The organism is bacterium (genome assembly GCA_008933615.1).
Classification (GTDB): Bacteria; CLD3; CLD3; order SB21; family SB21; genus SB21.
On record WBUR01000012.1, the window covers coordinates 1 to 19,433 of the forward strand.

At 46.5% G+C, this 19,433-nt stretch carries 14 protein-coding genes; all 14 read right to left on the reverse strand.

The annotated features are described in order from the left end of the window. A partial coding sequence (locus F9K33_05955; protein KAB2880189.1) for a hypothetical protein occupies positions 1-204 on the reverse strand: 204 nt, incomplete at its 3' end. Next, the gene (locus F9K33_05960; protein ID KAB2880254.1) at positions 201-755 is read right to left on the reverse strand and encodes a bifunctional (p)ppGpp synthetase/guanosine-3',5'-bis(diphosphate) 3'-pyrophosphohydrolase; all 555 of its coding nucleotides are present in this window, start codon (positions 753-755) and stop codon (positions 201-203) included. The genes F9K33_05955 and F9K33_05960, both read right to left, overlap by 4 nt. A gap of 28 nt (positions 756-783) precedes the next feature. Beyond that, on the reverse strand, positions 784-2,268 hold the full coding sequence (locus tag F9K33_05965) for a phosphoenolpyruvate kinase (protein ID KAB2880190.1): 1,485 nt from the start codon (positions 2,266-2,268) through the stop codon (positions 784-786). Between the two features lie 36 nt (positions 2,269-2,304). Next, complete coding sequence (gene pyrB, locus F9K33_05970; GenBank protein KAB2880191.1) at positions 2,305-3,282, reverse strand: aspartate carbamoyltransferase; 978 nt, start codon at positions 3,280-3,282, stop codon at positions 2,305-2,307. Then, on the reverse strand, positions 3,248-4,189 hold the full coding sequence (arcC, locus tag F9K33_05975) for a carbamate kinase (GenBank protein KAB2880192.1): 942 nt from the start codon (positions 4,187-4,189) through the stop codon (positions 3,248-3,250). Before arcC ends, pyrB begins: the two co-directional genes overlap by 35 nt. Positions 4,190-4,414: 225 nt before the next feature. Next, positions 4,415-5,617 (reverse strand): YgeY family selenium metabolism-linked hydrolase, encoded by a 1,203-nt coding sequence (locus tag F9K33_05980; GenBank protein KAB2880193.1) that lies wholly within the window; start codon positions 5,615-5,617, stop codon positions 4,415-4,417. 101 nt (positions 5,618-5,718) lie between these two features. Then, positions 5,719-7,167, reverse strand: a complete 1,449-nt coding sequence (locus tag F9K33_05985) for a pyridoxal-phosphate dependent enzyme (protein KAB2880194.1) — start codon at positions 7,165-7,167, stop codon at positions 5,719-5,721. Positions 7,168-7,459: 292 nt separating this feature from the next. Next, positions 7,460-8,647, reverse strand: a complete 1,188-nt coding sequence (gene ygeW / locus F9K33_05990) for a knotted carbamoyltransferase YgeW (protein ID KAB2880195.1) — start codon at positions 8,645-8,647, stop codon at positions 7,460-7,462. Between the two features lie 305 nt (positions 8,648-8,952). Next, complete coding sequence (gene xdh / locus F9K33_05995) at positions 8,953-11,538, reverse strand: selenium-dependent xanthine dehydrogenase (GenBank protein ID KAB2880196.1); 2,586 nt, start codon at positions 11,536-11,538, stop codon at positions 8,953-8,955. Positions 11,539-11,645: 107 nt separating this feature from the next. After that, positions 11,646-13,607 (reverse strand): glutamate synthase, encoded by a 1,962-nt coding sequence (locus tag F9K33_06000; GenBank protein KAB2880197.1) that lies wholly within the window; start codon positions 13,605-13,607, stop codon positions 11,646-11,648. Positions 13,608-13,632: 25 nt separating this feature from the next. Next, positions 13,633-14,940, reverse strand: coding sequence for a putative aminohydrolase SsnA (gene ssnA / locus F9K33_06005; GenBank protein KAB2880198.1), 1,308 nt, complete (start codon positions 14,938-14,940; stop codon positions 13,633-13,635). A gap of 95 nt (positions 14,941-15,035) precedes the next feature. Then, on the reverse strand, positions 15,036-16,319 hold the full coding sequence (gene thrC, locus F9K33_06010) for a threonine synthase (GenBank protein ID KAB2880199.1): 1,284 nt from the start codon (positions 16,317-16,319) through the stop codon (positions 15,036-15,038). A 76-nt stretch (positions 16,320-16,395) separates the two neighbouring features. Then, a complete protein-coding gene (locus F9K33_06015; protein ID KAB2880200.1) occupies positions 16,396-17,034 on the reverse strand; it encodes a uridine kinase in 639 nt (212 codons plus the stop codon). Between the two features lie 70 nt (positions 17,035-17,104). Then, on the reverse strand, positions 17,105-19,417 hold the full coding sequence (gene xdhB / locus F9K33_06020) for a xanthine dehydrogenase molybdopterin binding subunit (protein KAB2880201.1): 2,313 nt from the start codon (positions 19,415-19,417) through the stop codon (positions 17,105-17,107). Between the last annotated feature and the right edge of the window lie 16 nt (positions 19,418-19,433).

Consider the following 19,433-nt stretch of genomic DNA (forward strand, 5'->3'; position numbering starts at 1 on the left):
ATACATGACCACCCCGCCGCCCGTTGTGATCCAGAGATTCCCCAGACGGTCCTGCATGATCCGCTCGGCCGCAAAAGGAGGCAATCCATCGGCGGTGGTATATACTTTTAGGGAGAGTTTCTGAGAAAATAAAATCGACGGACAAAAAAACATGGCCATTAATAAACGTGCGATAAATTTGTGATTTGAAAAAAATGCCATCATAAACGTTGCCTGTTCTGTTCCAGCTTCAGTTTTTTACGTCCTTCGGCCAGCGCCTCGTCATAAAGCGACTCCAGTTTTTTGTTGGCTCCGCGAACGCCATTGATAACATTTTCAGTCCAGTCAAGATATTCCCATCGCCGTTCAAACGGCCAATCTTTCGGAGGCGAATTCGTCACGTCGCGCACATTGCATATTTTGTCGCATATTTTGAGTTGCTTAGCCCGTATACTCTTTAGCGGCGCGCGCTCGATCTGTAGTCTTTTTCTTTCCTTCTTAGACAACCGTTTATCATCCGTCACCTCGAGCACCAGGTCAAGCACATCATTGCCAAAAAGTTTTTTTATCTCATCGGGCGAGGTCTCGGTGTCTTCGATCGTATCGTGCAGCAATGCACCCAAGATAACCACTATATCCCGAACTTCGCCTACATTCCAAAGAAGTTCTGCTACCTGAATGGGGTGATTGATGTACGGCGAAGCCTCGGCGTCTTTTCGCCGCTGATTGCGATGTTTCTCGGCGGAAAACTTCAGCGCCGACAAAATCCTTTCAATGTCTTTTTCATGAAATGCGGTCATATTTCTACGGTTTATTTTTTCTGCTCGCGATCATGGCTGTAAATGAACCTGCTCGAAGATCTTCTGCATTGAGTCCCGAGTGCTGAATCTCTTTTTCCGTAAATGCGCCGCATTGAATCCCTCGGTAAAAAAAATTCAATAAACCCTGCCCGCTCGCCGCATCATCGAACATTTGCCCGCTTAAAGAAGCCTGATTGCCCTTTTCGATGGACGATTTCATCCGCAACGACGCGGCTTCCAGTCCTTCTAAATAGAAATTATACACTGCCGCGTATCGAACGGGCAGATGTCCCGGATGAAGATCCCAGCTTTGATAAAATCCTTGCGATAAAGACCGTTGTACCTGAACAAAATAATTTTTCCAGACGCCATGCACGGCTTCTCTGTTTTCTTTCATTTGTCGAACTGATAATACTTTGCCGCTTGCGCGATGCGGCCCTACGGGAATCTGATGGATAGCCCCATCCGAAAGCCGCACACCTGTTCCGGCTAGAGCAACCTGCATGGCTTGGCGCGCAAAATCGCATGCCGGGTGATCAAGCGTTTGAAAACGAGATGAAATATTTAATCCGGTGGTATAATCGTACGGCCCGAAATGCGCCGATACACATCGGCCTTCACCTGCGGTGACTATATCGGTTAATGGCGATTGACCGTTTGATCCGATAATGACCTGCGGCGATTCGATCATGAATTCCAATTTCAATTTTCCGTCAGGCAGGCGATGCAGTTGTTCAAATGCTCTCAACAACCGAACTAGAGATTTTATTTGTTCAGACGATACAACCTTGGGGAGCGTCACAACAAAATTTTCAGGTAAGCGGCCGCCGCTTTTTTCGAAAAGAGTGGTCAGAAAAATATCGAGCGTGCGAATCGCCCGTTTTTTTGATTCTTCTGAAAATGATTTGATTCGAATTCCAAAAAAAGGCGGTAAAAGATTTTGTTCCATCGCGCTTGCCGTCTCATGGGCTGTGCGCATAGCCTCATGATCTTCTTCCGCGTCGGTGCGATATCCAAATCCGTCCTCAAAGTCAACGCGGTAGTCTTCTATCGGTTGATGAGTCAATTTCTCGATGATTCGATTGTAAACGGTATTGGCAATCCACGCGTTTTTATTTTTGCTTTCAGGTAAAGATCCTTCCTTCTTTAATTTTTTTCTAAGTACCTCCGCCTGCTTTTTTGAAGCCGGTAACTTCTTGTTATCCGGCAGACCTACTGCTCTTGCAAATTCGGCAAAGTTGGCGGCATGAGTATGTATGGCAATTAACGCTAGTTTGCCAAGTTTAGGTATCGTATCCGACTTGAATAAATGCGCGCCGCCGTAAAACGTGTGAACCGGCTGTCTTTCAGTCTTATCACCGGGATAGGTTTGCATAAATTTTTCATTGACCGATTTTAATGAAACCAAAACCTGCTGTTCCGTTTCCGATGAAAGAGAACGGTGAAGATTGGTGTCCGCTATGGCTAACTGTGCCGCTATACGACTCATAAATTATACCTTACATGATCCGCATTGACATTCAACTTATTCCATCACCCACGCAAGCAATGCCATGCGAATAATAATTCCATTCTGCGTCTGACGAAAATAGGCGGCTCGCGGGTCATTGTCAACTTCGGGAGCAATTTCATTTTCACGCGGCAAGGGATGCATGATAATGGCTTGGGGCTGCATTAATTTAAGCGAACCCCCGTCAATAAAATATCGCTTAACGATCTTTGAATATTCTTCATCGGTGCCCGGAAACCGGTCACGTTCTATTCTGTTTACATAAACAACATCCACTTCCGGAAGAACGGCTCGCAGATCTTCTCCCAACGTAAACCAAACATGGTTTTCTTCCAGATGAGATAGAATATCTTCTTTCATCTGCATCGGTTTCGGCGCAATAAAATAGAGTTTCACCCTTTCATATTTTCCGAGCAGATAGGACAGAGAACGCGCAGTTCGGCCATCGGCAAGGTTTCCAACCATGGCAACTTTCAATCCGTCCAGTTTATTCGTTTCCTTATGAATCGTGTAAAGATCCAATAGGCCTTGCGTCGGGTGTTGCCCTCCTTTTCCGTCTCCAGCGTTAATGACAGGAGCGCTTGAAACTTCGGCTGCTCGTTTCGCCCCGCCATTTTGATTATGCCGCAGAACGATCACGTCGCAAAAGTCGTCAATCACGCGGACGGTATCTTCCAGCGAATCCGATGGCGTTGACGAAAAAAATTGAGAAGCGCGTTCCGTAGAAATCACTTTGCCGCCAAGCCGCGCCATGGCGGATTCAAAGGATAATCGTGTGAGTAAACCCGATTCATAGAACAGCGACGCCATGATTTTATTTTCATAATCGCGCGTGCCTCCGCGCCGGAGAATCTTTTCCATGTCGCGCGCGCGATCGAACAATTCCACCAGCATGGGCAGAGTGAATTGTTGTGATTCTATGATGTGCCTCAGTTTCATTGCCGACCTCTTCTTATTGTCAAGTACGATAAATATGCGTGCCTGCTTTTCCATTCACGGCGTCACCCAGAAATTCGGGTTTTGTAATAATCACTTCCTCGCCGCCACGGGAAAGAAAGTCCACAGCCGCTTCCATTTTCGGACCCATGCTTCCCGGAGGAAATTGCCCGCTTTCCAAATATTGTTTTGCCTCTGCAAGCGTTATTCTGTCCAAGGCAATCTGATCAGGCTGCTTAAAATTTAAATATACGCGATCGGTATCGGTTGAGATAATAAATCTTTTCAATTCCAGTTTTCCTGCAAGCAATGCAGATGCCCTGTCTTTGTCGATCACTGCTTCTATGCCGCTGAAATTTCCCTGTTCCTGTATAACGGGTATGCCGCCGCCGCCGACCGCAATAACGATCATCCCGTCATTTACGCAATGTTTGATGGAATCGAGTTCGACAATTTCAATCGGTTTTGGCGAAGGAACCACTCGACGATATCCTCTGGCGGCATCATCCACAATGTGCCAGCCTAGTTCCTGTTTCCGCATTTCGGCGGTTTTTTGGGAAAGAAACGGGCCGATGGGTTTTGTCGGAAACTGAAATGCAGGATCGTCTTTTGATACAACGACCTGAGTAAGAATCGTAACGATAGAATGCGCCACCCCCAACGTATTCATTTCGGTTCGCAATGCGTTTTGTAAAATATACCCGATCTCACCTTGGGTTGAAGCGTCACAGCAATCAAGCGGCAGCGGATAGACTTGAGAAGAGGCCAATTCCGAACGGATAAGCTGCGCGCCGACCTGCGGCCCGTTTCCGTGCGTGATGATCAACGAGTGTCCTTGTTTGATGAGAGCCGCGAGATAGCGACAGGTCGTTCTCGCATTTTCTATTTGCTCGCCGATCAATCCGCTCTGGCCGTGGCGGATAAGTGAATTACCGCCGATGGCTATTAATATGGGTGTGTTCATACAATCGAAAAAAAATTATAATGAATGCAATGGCTCACCGCGAACATAGAAAAAATGAAAAACACATAACAAGAAATTAATAATGGTAAAGTGAAAATGTGATGCAGAGAACCGAAAGTGATAAATGTTGTAAACAAATTGTCCGAAGTAATCTTTTGTTAGAGATTTTTTGTTTTTTGTTTAGTGTTATTCATTAAAATATGCTAGGCGGTTACCCACAAATAATTATCCTTTGACTTCTTTCAGATACATCTTTGGAAATGCCGCATACCACGCCGACGCTTTCACAAGATGTTCCACCGGAATATGTTCCGTCGCCATGTGCGCATAGATTTCATTTCCAGGCCCGAATCCGATACACGGAATACCGTGCATTCCCATCACCGCAACGCCGTTGGTGCTGAATACCCAGCGGCTTACTTGCGGTTTTTCACCGAACAATCCTTCAAACGTTTTGACGCCCGTCTTGAGCGCCGGATGCTCTTCAGGAAGAAGCCATGTCGGATAATATTTTTTGGTAGGATAGGTTAGGCCTTTCCAACTTGGAACAGCATAATCGAGCACGACAACTTCTGCCTCTGCCGCTTTTACGCTTGGAAGATCCTGAATTTCCTTCACGGCAGATTCCAGCGTATCCGTTGCAGCCAACCTGCGATCCAAATGAATGGCAGCAGAATCTGCAACCGCGCAAAGCGACGGCGAGGTAGAACGGAACTCCGCGATCGTCACCGTACCTTTTCCGAGAAACGGTTCTCCTCCGAGGCGTTCGTTCAGTTTTTCAATATCCAACACGATCGGCGCCATTTTATAAACAGCATTCACGCCTCGTTCCGGTGCGGAACCGTGGCACGATACGCCCTTGGTGCGAACTTCAATTTCCATTCGTCCGCGATGACCGCGATACACGGCCAGATTGGTCGGTTCTGTGATCACGACGATCTCGGGACGAATTTTGCCCTCCTTGATAATGTATTGCCAGCAAAGCCCGTCGCAGTCTTCTTCCTGCACGCTGCCGACGACATACAGCGTATAATCGTCTTCAAGACCCAAATCTTTTATGATTTTCCCGCCGTAAACAATCGATGCGAGCGCGCCTTTCATGTCGCATGCTCCGCGGCCGTATATGATACCGTCTTTTTCGTCGCCCTTGAACGGATCCACTTTCCAGTTTTCCGGATTACCCACGTCCACGGTATCAACATGCGCGTCGAGTGCAATAATATGTTTTCCGTGCCCGATGCGCCCGATAATATTTCCCATCGGATCGATCGTTATTTCATCGTAGCGGCATTTTTCCATTTCCGTCTTAATGCGGGCGATTACATTGGCTTCTTGTGAACTCATCGATTTGATCGCGATCAGATCCCGGAGAAACCCCGCAACTGCGCGTTCATTCTTTTTCGCTTCTTCATAGATTTTCTTTAGCATGCATTAAGTCCTTCTTGTTTTGTAGTCATCGCACCTGAATTAAAATTAAATTGCCACAGGTTCACAAATTATAAAAATGATTCATCGTGAATCTGTGGCGATTACATCATCGCATTAAACTCGGTAATCAATTTATCAAACTGAGCAACTTCATCTTCAAACAACTCGCGCCAATATTCCGGTTCCCATTGATCGCGCAATTCTTCCGACGATTTGCCTTGCTGTTCGATCCAGGTAAAATACTTCAGATTATGAATGGTTTTTTTGTCGTAATAAGAAAGTTCTTTGTAGTAATCGATACCCTGATGCATCAAAGGAGCGGCGTGGTCTTTTGCAGCTTCCACGGAAGTGTAAGCTCCCCGCTCCTGTTTCAATTCATCAATACGGGAATGGTACATATCCGCGCCGTCGGTGAAAATGGTCAGGATCACATCATTAGAATTGAATTCAAAATGTTTTGCGGTCTTTATCGCTGAAAGCATATTCGAAACGCTGGAAATGCCCATCAATTTTAGATTTTCCAATTCATCGTTAGTAACTCCCGCTGATTTCAAATATTTTTGTCCTTCAGGTTCATTGAACAACCGAAATACGCGCATACAATCTTCATCGTCAATGGCCGAAACGGTATCCGTATTCCGAACGTTGTGCACCCACGGAATATGCTTATCGCCGATTCCTTCAATACGATGTTCACCAAATCCGTTCATCAACAGGGTCGGGCATTGCAGTGCTTCACTCGCAACGATCTTGAGATTAGGATGAATTTTTTTGAGATAATCTCCGGCGCCGATCGTTCCGGCGGAACCCGTTGCCGAAATATAAGCGGAGGCTCTGCCGTTCTTCACGCCGAGCGCCTGAAATGCTTCTTGCAGCGCGGGGCCGGTAACATTATAATGCCAGATCGGATTGCCGAATTCATCAAACTGATTAAAAATGATATTCAGCGGGTCTTCCCTCAATTCCCAGCATTTGTCGTAAATTTCCTTCACGTTCGACTCCGTTCCGGGTGTCGCAATCACCTCGGCGCCAATCCCTTTCAGCCACGTAAATCGTTCCTTCGACATGCCTTCGGGAAGAATAGCGATCGGCGTACAATCCAGGAGCCTGCAATCGAATGCGCCGCCGCGGCAGTAATTTCCTGTTGACGGCCAAACCGCCTTGTGTACGTCAGGATCAAATTCCCCGCTCACCAACCGCGGAACCAGACAGCCGAACGCAGCGCCGACTTTGTGCGCGCCGGTCGGAAAATATTTTCCAATAATTCCGATGATCCGTGCATTCACGCCAGTTATCGCTTTGGGAATTTCAAAATAGTTTACTCCTCCAAAACCGCCGCTCTTGATATCATTTTTCCAAGTAATGCGGTAAAGATTCAGCGGATTGATGTCCCATAGTCCTATGGATGGAAGTTGTTTCTTGACAGCATCAGGAATCAGATCAGGATTTCGCATTTGGGCAAACGTCGGAATGGTGATGCCGTGTTTCTTGCACCGAGCCGCCGTTTTCTTTGCAATCGCGTGATTTATTTTCTTAATTATCTTCGACATTATTTCTCCATTTTATTTTTTTGAGGACAGATATAGTAACCAGGAACCATTTTTACAAAACATGTTTGCCAACAACCGGAATGAAAAAAAATACTGTCATTCTTGTAAGAATCTTTTTGAATTTAAGGCATTACTGACACCTACATTAGCCAGAAACCCATTTATAAAACACCTGAGCGATAAACAACACTGTCATTCTGTAAGAATCCTTTTAAATTGAATCTCTCACTTTATTCAAAAAAGATTCCTGCAGAATGACATTTACTGCTTGACTAAAATTCACTGACTATGATTACCTTCTCTTGATGTTGTTTTCCAGTAATTGTTTCATTTTCTCAACCGGATTTTGCATGCGTGTCAAAAACATCATCGCCGCAATGACGAACGGCTTATAACCCGCTTCAGCATACGTCGTAAGACGGTATTTTTCAAACACATCTTTTGACACTTCGCCTTCGTCGCAGCTGACGCCGGAAATGTCCGCAGGAAGGCAGTGCATGTACAGCGCTTCGCCTTTTTTTGTTAATTTCATTCTCGGTTCGTCGCATTCCCAGCTCTTGAATTTGGCATTATTCGCCAGGCATTCTTTTTCAAGTTCCTTCAGCCCGGACTTGTCGTTGTTATTCAGCAGAACGGTCCTTCGCTGCATGACATTGAACGGCGCCCATGATTTAGGATATACAATGTCCGCATCTTTGAACGCATCCTCCATCGTGTTGACAATCTCAAACTTTCCGGCGGACTTTGCCGATTGTTTCTTCGCCTGTTCGATCACGTCGGGAATTAAGCCGTATCCCTCCGGATAGGCAAGTGAAACGTCCATGCCGAAGCGCGACATTAGCCCGATAATTCCCTGTGGAACGGACAGCGGTTTCCCGTAACTCGGTGAATACGCCCACGTCATGGCAATCTTCTTTCCCCGCAGATTTTCAAGCGAACCGAAGGTATTCTTTAACTGCATCAGGTCGGCCAGCGCCTGCGTCGGATGATCGATATCGCACTGCAGATTGATAACACTCGGGCGCTGATGAAGAATCCCATGGTCAAATCCTTCCTGGACAGCATCTCCAAATTCCCGCATATATTTATTTCCTTCGCCGAGAAACATGTCGTCACGAATTCCGATCACTTCCGCAAGAAATGAGATCATATTCGCCGTTTCACGAACGGTTTCACCGTGAGCGATCTGGGATTTTTCTTCATCCAGTTCGGACAGTCCCAGTCCCAGCGCATTGGCAGCCGAGGCGTAACTGAAACGCGTGCGAGTCGAATTATCGCGAAAAATGGAAATAGCAAGCCCGGTATCGAATACTCGCAGCGACTTCCCGGCTTTATGCATGTCCTTCAATAATTGCGCGACCGTAAGAACGGCTTTTAATTCCTCTTCCGACCTTTCCCACGTCAAAAGAAAATCTTTACTGAACATATTGGTTTTATAACCGGACAGTGTGTCGAATAACGTCTGAAATTCTTTTTGCATCTTATCCTTCCTTGTTTATTAAACCTAATCTCTCCCGCAGATCACGCTGATCTGCGCAGATAAAATTCTGTGGGCAAATGGAAACATAATGTATTTTCATTTCTAAAAATCGTTTGTATTCAAATTTTATAACCTTGTGCGAACCAAGCCAGCTTCGTGTTGCTTGCCCGATGGCGCGGGAGCGGTGTCTTGTTTAGTAGTCTATCTCAAATTTCTAAATTACTTGCAAAGTCAAGTGTCAGATAACGCTCAACTATACACAAACAACCTTCTGCACCAATCTGCAAAATCCGCGGAAACAAATATTATTTGACTATTGCCTTCGCCGCCGGTGAATCTCTCATCGGTAGTTTGTATCGGCGGATGCCGTCGAATTTATATAAAGCTCCGGCGACCGCTCCGGCAGTGGGAACCAGCCCGATTTCACCGACTCCTTTAGCGCCAAACGGCCCTTCGGATTCATGTTCTTCAATAAGAATTATTTCCGTTTCAGGCATGTCCTTCGCCCGCAATATTCCGAGGGAACGGAATTTGAATGATTCCGGCACTCCGTCTTTTAGTTTTAATTCTTCCGTCAGCGCATAACCCAGTCCCATGTGAATGGAGCCTTCCAGTTGTCCCTCAATGAGTTTCTTGTTTATGACTTTACCCACATCATGCGCTGCAACGAATTTTTTCAGTTTACCCTGCTCATCCAGAATACACACCTGCGTCGCGAAGCCGAACGACATATGCGTGATCGGTTTTTTCGTTTTATCTTCCAGGGCGGTCGTATAGTCGATCACAACTTCTCCGAAATATTTTTTTCCGGCCAATTGCGAAATCGTTTTACCGGCATCTAAATCTTTTTTCATTTCCTGTCCGGCCTTTATCACCGCGCGCCCACCGAGTACCGTTGCGCGCGAAGCCGTCGTCATGCCGCAAGGCGTCGGTTCCGTGGTATCGATATTCACGCGAACTTTTCTCGGGTCGATCCCCGTTACTTCGCTGAAAAACTGAATCATTACCGTACAGAATCCCTGTCCCATTTCTGTAAACCCGGTGTTGATCGTAATGGTTTCATCGGGATGAACCGTAACTACCGCCTGGCCATATTCCGCCATGCCGTTGCCAATGCCGACATTTTTGATCCCGCATCCGATGCCGGCGTATTTAGATGAATAATAAATATCTTTCACGGCCAGCAACGTTTTCTTAATGCCGACTGCGCGTTCAAATACCTGACCCGTACAAAAAGTGTCGCCGACATCGACCACATTGCGCCAGCGCATCTCCCACCCGTCGATACCGACCTTTTCCGCGAGAATATCCATCATTCCTTCCATGGCAAAGGAAGCCTGGTTGGCGCCGAATCCACGCATAGCGCCGCACGGTAGATTATTCGTGTACACCGCCAGCGCTTCGACATCCGAATGTAAAATATTGTAAGGGCCGCATGCATGCCCCGCAGCCCGCTCCAAAACTTTGGTCCCAACGGACGCGTATGCGCCTTTATCGCCGATCATCCGCGCACGAACGGCCGTTAACTTGCCATCGGCATCGCATCCAACGGTGTAAGTCATTTTGATCGGATGGCGCTTGGGATGAAGCCGAATGCTTTCTTCGCGCGTCAACGTAGCTTTCACCGGCGTTTTCGTCAGTATGGCCATCAGCGCAACTTGTCCCTGGATACTGATATCTTCTTTTCCGCCGAAAGCGCCGCCGTTGGTGATCAGCGTGACATTTACTTTTTCTTCCGGTAAATTTAGAAATGATGCAATTTGTTTTCTATCATCAAATACGCCCTGCCCCTGGCTGAGCGCTTCTACAATCCCATCTTTGAGATACGCAATGGAACTTTCCGGCTCAAGAAAGGCGTGCTCGATCATCTGCGTTTCAAAAGTTTTCGTTTCCACGAAAGCAGATGCCTTCAATGCAGAATCTACATCGCCGCGTCTTATGACCGAGTCAGATAATAGATTTGCGTGATCTGCATGAACCTGCACCGCGCCGTGTTTTAACGCTTCTTCGGGATCAAAAATACCCGGTAACATTTCATACTTAAGCTTTATCTGTTCAACGCCTTTGCGCGCCGTTCGCTCGTTGCTCGCAACAACCGCGGCGAGAATATCGCCGATGCAATGCGTAATCTCTCCTTCGGCAATAAATAACGGCCAATCTTTGTAAATGGTTCCCTGCTTGCGCACTCCGGTTACATCCTTTGCTGTTACTATACGCGCAACTCCGGCAAGGCGCTCTGCCGCCGAAGTGTCGATTTTTTCAACTTTGATCCGCGGGTGAGGTGAAAAAAGGAATGCGGCATACTGCATTCCGGGCATCGTCATATCGTCAATATACGGCCGCTCGCCCAAGGCAAACTTCTCGACGTCCATGCGCGGAAGACTTGATCCGATTTTCCCGGAGTAATCCGCTTCAGGTAACGGCTGTCCATTTAATGCTTTTGCCGCAAGGTCGATCGCATCAACTATCTTCACAAATCCCGTGCATCGGCAAATATGATTATTCAGCGCAACGGCGATCTCTTCGCGCGAGGGCGTTGGATTTTTCTGAATAAGGCTTTTCGCCCGCACAACAATTCCGGGAGTACAAAAACCGCATTGTGATCCGGCAGAAAGCGTGAACGCCTTGGCAAAAATGTCCCGCTCCTGTTCAGTAAATCCTTCCAAGGTAAGAACGCTCTTCCCCTGAACATTTTTCGCCGGAACCGCGCATGAAGATACCGCTTTGCCGTCCACGATCACCGTACAGCAGCCGCAAGATCCTTGCGGCGCACAGCCGTTCTTAGGCGAAATCAAACCCGCCTGTTCGCGCAAGACATCCATCAAGGAAATGCCGTCGTCGAGCGTTGCTTCAAATTCTTTTTCGTTTAATGTAAATTTCATAGCATTCATAATTTGGATCTATTCCTGTAAAATGATTTTTCCCACAGTTAACATAAATGTTCGCAGATACAATTTCTGCGTGAATCTGCGAGCGATGAATTTTATTTCTTAACTCACTATCCTGCATTCACAAAATGAACACGGTCTGTATTCAACATTCCAATCAATAACGTTTTCATCACAAAATAGTATCTCAAATCGATGACCGAATTGACCGAACCAGAGGCGTCGAGCACGTCGTTCGTTTCATAATCCAGACTCACCAGCGCCGAATGATTCCTAAAAATCGTTTGGCGGCTATTGCGGTCACGATGTAATTCAAATTCCTGATCTTTAAACCGTCCGAAAAGAATTACTTTTGTTTTGTCGGATTGCAAAACAAAACCGCTGTACGTAGGCCATTTTTTGTAGGCTTCCAAGGAACCGAAAAATCTAGGCTTTTCAATATAAGGGCCGCCGTCTTCAGGGCAAAACACGTCGCAATTGCCGCATTCATTGCACGCATCCGCATAATTTCCGATCTGGTGCTTTTCTTTTATCGCGAACGATCCGCCGGCGATCTTCTTCCAGCCTTGCGCACTAATTTCGATATGATTATAGTCAACTTCAATCGGTTCGATCTCAAAATAAAAATTGGCGTCGTTCGGACAGACCGGAATACATTTATCACAACTGATGCAATCAAATAAATGTAAACTGCTGCCGATCTTTTTTGGTAATTTATGATTTGCAGAAAAATGATACCGTGGATTCGATATACTTTTTTCCAATAACAGCCCTGTGTTGTGAAGAACGGAAGATGGCCTGGTGATTTCCGTACAGCCGGATTGTTTTGCTGTCAAAACTATGAATTCGTCAACGGACTTCGCGCCAAGTGATTTCATTGCTTTCTCAAGATTCGTCAAATAATTCGGCAATCTTCCGTATCCTCCAGGCCGCAGCAGATCCGTGCAGGCCGTTACCGGAACAAGTCCTATCGATACGCAATCCGCAAAATTATTCGCGTCAACTCCGGCTGAAAAGGAGATCGGGAAATCGGCGCCAAATTCTTTTCGCCAGTCATTGACCAGCGAAAGATGCAGGACGTGGAGCGGCTGGCCCGAAAGATACTGAACTTTGTCCTTCAGGAATTTTCCCTGATTCAGGACTTCCAGCGTATTGCCGAATTTCACACCCACAGTTTTTCCGTTTTTCTTACCGATATTCTGCAGCCGTTTCACTACGGCAACGGCATCTTTGAATTGGATATTCAGTTCATACGCTTTTGGATTCACGGAAACATTCGTGTAACCGAGTTTTTCATGCAGTAAATGTTCAAGGCGGGCCTGGCCGAGCATCGGAGGGTTCATCTTGATAACGACGTGAAATCCCATGTCGCCGAGCAGAAATTCACAGATACGCTCGATCTCATCGGCCGGCGTTCCGTGAAACGTTGACAATGTGATGCTGTCCGATATCTTTTTCCGGAATGGCAGGTCGCGGTATTGCTTGAACTCATCCGGAATTTCATTTCGAAATTCCTCAATAAGAACTGACGCATCTTTCATTCCGTTAAGCCAAGAACGAATCTGAGGTGACTGGATTCCGGCTAGGTCGTAGCCGACGCTCACATCGAAGATGGTATTAAATTGCGATGAACGGTATTTCGAATCCGGCGCTTCTAAGAATAACCAGTGTTTTAAAATATCGACCATCATGACCGCCTTGACATATTCTCTCGCAGATTCATCAAGGCGCAATTCCTGCGACCATTCCGTATTGTAGCCGATCGTCGCCATATCGATGCACGGGCGCGTGATGTCAAGTTGGTCTTTGATCTGAACGGTTTTTAATTCGATAATTCTTGAACCGGCCAACCATGCAAGAGCGATATTCTGAGTGAGTTGAGTGTGGGGCCCGGCGGCGGGGCCGACGGGATTGGCGGCTGGATTTCCGCACGATGTTACCGCGAGATTTTCATCGGCCGTCGGAGAGTAAAATTTCCGCAACGGCAGATCGAAGATCGTTTGGGCCTTCGTGTATTCGTAATACATTCTCCGCAAAAGCGTATTGAATGGAATGGGTACGAGTTCTGCCATTAGGTGTTATCCTCTCTACGGTCTTTCATGGGACCGTCTCCATCATTTTGATCCACATTTTTTTTGATTTTTGAGCGGCCGTTGAATAGATGCTTTCGAGATCGATGCCCGGGATCGTACGGTTTTTCATAACCCATTTCCCTCCAACCATTACGGACTCGATGTTTGCCGAACGCATTCCGAATAAATAATGCCCGAAGATGTTTTCCTGCGACATAGGCGTCGGCGCTACGTAATCCGATACAATAAGGTCGGCATTGGAATTCTTAGCCAGAGTTCCAAACGGCGAACCGAAAATCTCCGAAATACAGCGCTGTCCGCCGGAAATAAGTTGGGCTAAATCAATCGGCTGTTTTTGTAGTGAATCTTGACGTTTGAAAAACGCGATTTTCGCTTCTTCGAGCATATCCGAAGGAAAACCGTCCGTCCCGATCATTCCTCGGTTCTTAAATTGGTGAATCGGCGCAACGCCTACTTTATTATTCATATTCGAACGAGGATTGTTCGCAAGCCAAGCTTGAGACTTATTGAGCTTAGTATAATCCTTTTGTGAAAGATGAATGCAGTGGGCAAGAATAGATTTTTTTGTAATCATATTCTTTCGGGAAAGCCTGTCAATGATACTGCATCCGTATTTCTTTTTTGCGTCGGCCACGTCGCACAGATCTTCCGCAACGTGAATGTGAACGCCTGTTTTGTACGTCTCCGCTAGTTCGGCGCAAAGCGACAGCGATTCATCATTCAGCGTAAATGAAGCGTGTGCGCCGACAAGTCCGCGGAAATGTGAATTTTTGCCGTTTGCATTTATAAAATTTTCGTTCTCCGAAATGCCTTCGTCACGCTGTTTCTTGCCGCCGCGGTCAGTTACTTCATAGCATAACACGCCGCGCAGTCCAACCTTCGCCATCGCTTCTTTAATAATGTCCAACGAACCCTTGATCGCATTCGGCGACGCGTGGTGATCGATCATGGCGGTTGTTCCGCACTGAACTGCCTCAATCGCGCCAACCAGCGCGCTGTAATAGATCGTTTCTTCATCCAGCGCACGGTCCAATTTCCACCAGATTTTTTTTAAGACCTCTAGAAAATTCTTAGGAGGCGTCTTCGGCATCGGCATACCGCGGGAAAGTGAAGAATACAAGTGCGTGTGGGCATTTACCATTCCCGGTAAGACGATCTTTCCACGCAGGTCAATAACATCTTCGCCCGGATGCGGCAAGAGATTTTTTCCTTTTTCTAAAATCAAACCGTTATCGATTCGCAGGTCGATCATTTCTATAGAACCCGGAAAAAAGGTAACCGCCGTAGTGTTTTTTAAAAGTGTTTTTGTCACAACTCAACTCACTTAATTTTCCCGCGGATGCTGCAAATATACGCAGAGAAAATATCTGCGCAAATCTGTGAAATCTGCGGGAGATGCATTCATAATTATTTTATTCCACGTGATGAAAGAACCGTCGTCAGCGCCTCGATCGTTGGTCGCAGCGTAATCGGCTCCCCGGCCGCTTGTTTTGCAGATTGAATATCTTTGAGCCCGTTTCCGGTTACCATAACTAATGCAGTTTCATTCGGTTTTATAATTTTCTTTTCCAACGCACGCTTTAATCCGGCTGTGGAGGTGACGCCGGCCGGTTCGCCAAAAACTCCTCCGAGTCGAGCTGTAGATTTCATTGCTTCAAGAATCTCATCATCGGAAACGGTGATCATATCCCCGCGCGACAGTTTGATCTGCTGAATGGCTCTGCGCCAGTTGCGCGGAGTTCCCACGGCTATACTGTCCGCAATCGTATTGGTTTCAGTAGGAACAAGATCGTTGCCGGATATAAATGCATCTACGATCGCCCGCGCACCTTCTGCCTGAACCCCCAAGAGACGCGGAACGCGGTCGATAAATCCAAGACGTTTCATCTCCTGCAGTCCTTTACCGATTCCTCCGATGGTACATCCATCACCAACCGAAACTACCACCCAATCCGGCAGATCATCAATGCATTGTTCGGCTATTTCTAATCCTGCGGTTTTCTTCCCTTCAACTAAAAATGGATTCGTTCCGCTGTTTCGATTATACCAGCCAAACTTCTCACATCCTGCACGGCAAAGATCGAACGCGTTTTCATACGACCCTTCAACTTTTAAAACCGTTGCTCCAAAAATAAGAAGCTGGGTCACTTTCGGTTCAGGCGCGCGCTGCGGAACAAAGATAAAACTTTTCAAGCCGACCGCGGCAGAAAGCCCGGCAAGCGACGACGCGGCATTGCCCGTGGATGCGCAGGCGATGGTATCGAATCCAAATTCGATTGCTTTTAACACGCCGACCGAACTGGCGCGATCTTTAAACGAACTGGTCGGGTTTCGTCCATCGTCTTTCACCAATAATTTTTTTATTCCAAGATGCGAAGCAAGTCGCGGGGCATCATACACCGGCGTCCAGCCTACATACAAATGCGGTAATGGAATCTGGGCCGGAATAGGAAGCAGTTCTTTATAGCGCCAATGATCAAGTTTTCGCGACTGAATAACGGCCGGCGTAAAATATTTTTTAATTGAATCGTAATCGTATTGTATATCGAGGATTCCGTCAATCCCGCACTGCGGGCAGGTTTGAACGTTCCCATACTTGGATGCCGATCCGCATTTGAGACATCTTTGCCCAGTCACAAACGGAGGCGCGGTAAATTTACTTTCTTTGGAATCCAAATGATCTTTATTCATTAGAAAATGTAAGAATATTCCTGGATTAGTTCAACGCGATAAATTTCATTGAGATTTCGTGTGAGAGGCGTCCGTATTACGTTTCATGATGCGCGTCCAGAAGCGCTTTGATCTTTGTCATGAGAATATCTACGCCAACTTTGTTCTCCACACCGTGCGGAATGATGATATCGGCATAACGCTTCGACGGTTCGACAAATTGCAAGTGCATCGGCATGACAAATCGTTCATACTGTTCTAAAACCGAATCCAATGTCCGAGCCCGCTCTTTAATATCGCGTTTCAGTCTGCGAATAAGACGCACATCGGCATCGGTGTCGATATAAACTTTAATATCCATGAGATCGCGTAATTTTTGATTTTCAAGAATAAGTATACCCTCCAATAAGATCACCTTATGCGGCTCGATCAATAGCGTTTCTTGCCGTCGCGAGTGGGTTTTGTGATCGTAGGTCGGGATTTCAACGGACTGCCGATTCACAGCCATCTTCAACTGCTCGATCAAAAGATCGTTGTCGAACGCATCAGGATGATCAAAATTAAAATTGAGGCGTTTTTCGAACGGAATATGCGCAAGGTCTTTATAGTAGGAATCCTGCGCTATAATGACGACCTGATTTTGTCCACCGAACGCGTTGAGAATTTCCGTCGATACGGACGTTTTGCCGGAAGCGGTTCCGCCTGCAATGCCAATGAGAATCTGTTTCTGTTTCATGTGTTTATTCCCGCTTTCAAAAACGGGTTAGGGGGTTGTATTGAATTAATTACTGAGTCATTTCTGAACGTTAAACTTTGCTTTTTCTAATTTTTTCAGCGGCTAGCAATATCACTTCATTCGTTGCGGGCAAAGAAAATTCCGGTTCTATTTTGTGATCGCCAACTGCTGAAACCGCATCTTTAATGGCTAACCAGCATGACAAACCTAACATGAAAGGCGGCTCCGCAACCGCTTTACTGGAATGGATCGTATTTTGATTTGGAACATTTTTTAAAAGCGCGACGCGAAAATCTTTTGGAATATCCTGTACATTCGGAATCTTGTAGGTATCCGGCGAGTGCGTCAGCAGATTACCTTTGGAATCCCATTTAATTTCTTCCGTCGTGCACCAGCCGACGCCTTGAATATACCCGCCTTCAACTTGTCCGATATCAATTCCCTCATTGATCGAATCGCCGACATCGTGCAGAATATCCGCTCTCAGAATTTGATGCGCCCCGGTAAGCGTATCCACCAAAACTTCTGTGACGCACATACCGAAAGCATAATAATGGAATGGCCGTCCTTGTCCTTTTTCGCGGTCAAACCAGACATTCGGCGTTCGGTAATATCCTGTCGCGCTCAAGCTGATTTGTTTCATAACGGCTATGGGCATGAGTTCACCAAAAACAATTTTTCTTTTAACATGCCGCATATCGGAAACTGAATTCTCTTCAAAAACAATGTCCTCAGGAACGGTTTTTACTTCGAGCGCTTGTTCGTTAAAATGATCTGCCGCAACTTTTGCGAGACGATACTTCAATTGATCAATCGCGTTTTTAACGGCCATACCGTTGAGGTCAGTTCCTGCAGACGCGGCCGTTGCCGGCGCATTGGGTACTTTGGATGTGTTGGTAGGACTTACTTTCACAGTGTCGGCTGGAACGCCAAATTCTTTCGCAGCAATTTGTTGAATTTTCGTATGCAAGCCTTGCCCCATTTCTGTACCGCCGTGATTCACAAGAATGGTTCCGTCTTTGTAAATATTGACCAAAGCGCCGGCCTGATTTAAAAATGAAGTGGTGAATGATATTCCAAATTTTACCGGCGTGATCGTCAGTCCTTTTTTATAAAATTCGTTTTTCGAATTAAATTCATCCGCCGCTTTTCGCCGCTTTTCATAATCCGACGTTTTGATTAACTGGTCATAGATCAGGAACAGATTATTTTTTTCAACTTCTTCGCCGTAATGCGTGACGTTGTGCTTCTGGAGTCCGTAGAAATTAAGCTTCCGAATATCCGCCGGATCTTTTTTAAGATAACGGGCGATGCGGTCGACGATCGTTTCCATTCCGGCCATACCCTGCGGGCCGCCGAATCCGCGGAAAGCCGTATTGGAAGGCAAATTGGTTTTCCACGCACGTCCGATCACCTGCATATGTGGAATGTAATACGCATTATCCGCATGCAGCATGGCGCGTTCGAGGATCGCAAATGAAAGGTCGGTTGCCGCGCCGCCGTCGGAATTCAGCTCAACTTTCACTGCTTGAATTTTCCCATCAGAATCAAATCCGGCTTCATATCGGATTAAGAACCGATGCCGTTTGCCTGTGATTTTTTGATCGTCGTCTCTGAACAACTTTATTTTGACCGGCCGTTGTGTCGCATAACAAAGGAGCGCGGTCCACGCGGCAGTGTGATTTCCCTGCGTTTCTTTTCCGCCGAATGCCCCGCCCATTCGCCGAACTTCCACTTCCACTTCATTTTTAGGAATGCCCAGCACTTCCGCAATGATCGCCTGCGTTTCGGAAGGATGCTGTGTGGAACTAAACACCGTCATTTCTTTCTCTTCGCCCGGAATGCACAAGCAGGACTGCGTTTCAAGGTACCAATGTTCCTGCGCTCCGGTTCGTAATTCCCCGCTGATCACATGTTGCGATTCCTTTAATCCTTTTTCAACTTCTCCACGTTCAATTTTCCGCGGCGGGCCAAGAAGACTTTTTGCAGCCATTGCCTGTTCTATATCCAGTATCGCTTCAAGCGGCTCATATTCTATTTTGATCAATTTTTCCGCTTCAAAGCATATTTCTTCCGTCTCGCCGGCTATCAAAAAAATCGCCTGGCCGATAAAAGTTACTTCATCAACAGCAAGGCATAGTTCATCATGAACTACCGGCCCCATTTGATTTTGCCCGGGAATATCTTTGTGGCATAAAACGGCATACACGCCCGGAATTTTTTTTGCATCGGTGAGATCAAATGATTTTATTCTTGCATGGGCATACGAACTGTATACGACGCGACCTATCAGCAAACGTTCATCCGCAAGTATATCATCCACATACACCGATTCTCCGGTGACGTGTTTAATGGCGCTATCGTGAACGATCTGTGAATTCATAATACAAGTTAATAGT

Excerpts from the sequence above, each read along its gene's own strand:
- F9K33_05965 (KAB2880190.1), bottom strand. The coding sequence starts at position 2,268 with ATGAGTCGTATAGCGGCACAGTTAGCCATAGCGGACACCAATCTTCAC.
- pyrB (KAB2880191.1), bottom strand. The coding sequence starts at position 3,282 with ATGGAAAAGCAGGCACGCATATTTATCGTACTTGACAATAAGAAGAGG.
- arcC (KAB2880192.1), bottom strand. The coding sequence starts at position 4,189 with ATGAACACACCCATATTAATAGCCATCGGCGGTAATTCACTTATCCGC.
- F9K33_05980 (KAB2880193.1), bottom strand. The coding sequence starts at position 5,617 with ATGCTAAAGAAAATCTATGAAGAAGCGAAAAAGAATGAACGCGCAGTT.
- F9K33_05985 (KAB2880194.1), bottom strand. The coding sequence starts at position 7,167 with ATGTCGAAGATAATTAAGAAAATAAATCACGCGATTGCAAAGAAAACG.
- ygeW (KAB2880195.1), bottom strand. The coding sequence starts at position 8,647 with ATGCAAAAAGAATTTCAGACGTTATTCGACACACTGTCCGGTTATAAA.
- xdh (KAB2880196.1), bottom strand. The coding sequence starts at position 11,538 with ATGAATGCTATGAAATTTACATTAAACGAAAAAGAATTTGAAGCAACG.
- F9K33_06000 (KAB2880197.1), bottom strand. The coding sequence starts at position 13,607 with ATGGCAGAACTCGTACCCATTCCATTCAATACGCTTTTGCGGAGAATG.
- thrC (KAB2880199.1), bottom strand. The coding sequence starts at position 16,319 with ATGAATAAAGATCATTTGGATTCCAAAGAAAGTAAATTTACCGCGCCT.
- F9K33_06015 (KAB2880200.1), bottom strand. The coding sequence starts at position 17,034 with ATGAAACAGAAACAGATTCTCATTGGCATTGCAGGCGGAACCGCTTCC.
- xdhB (KAB2880201.1), bottom strand. The coding sequence starts at position 19,417 with ATGAATTCACAGATCGTTCACGATAGCGCCATTAAACACGTCACCGGA.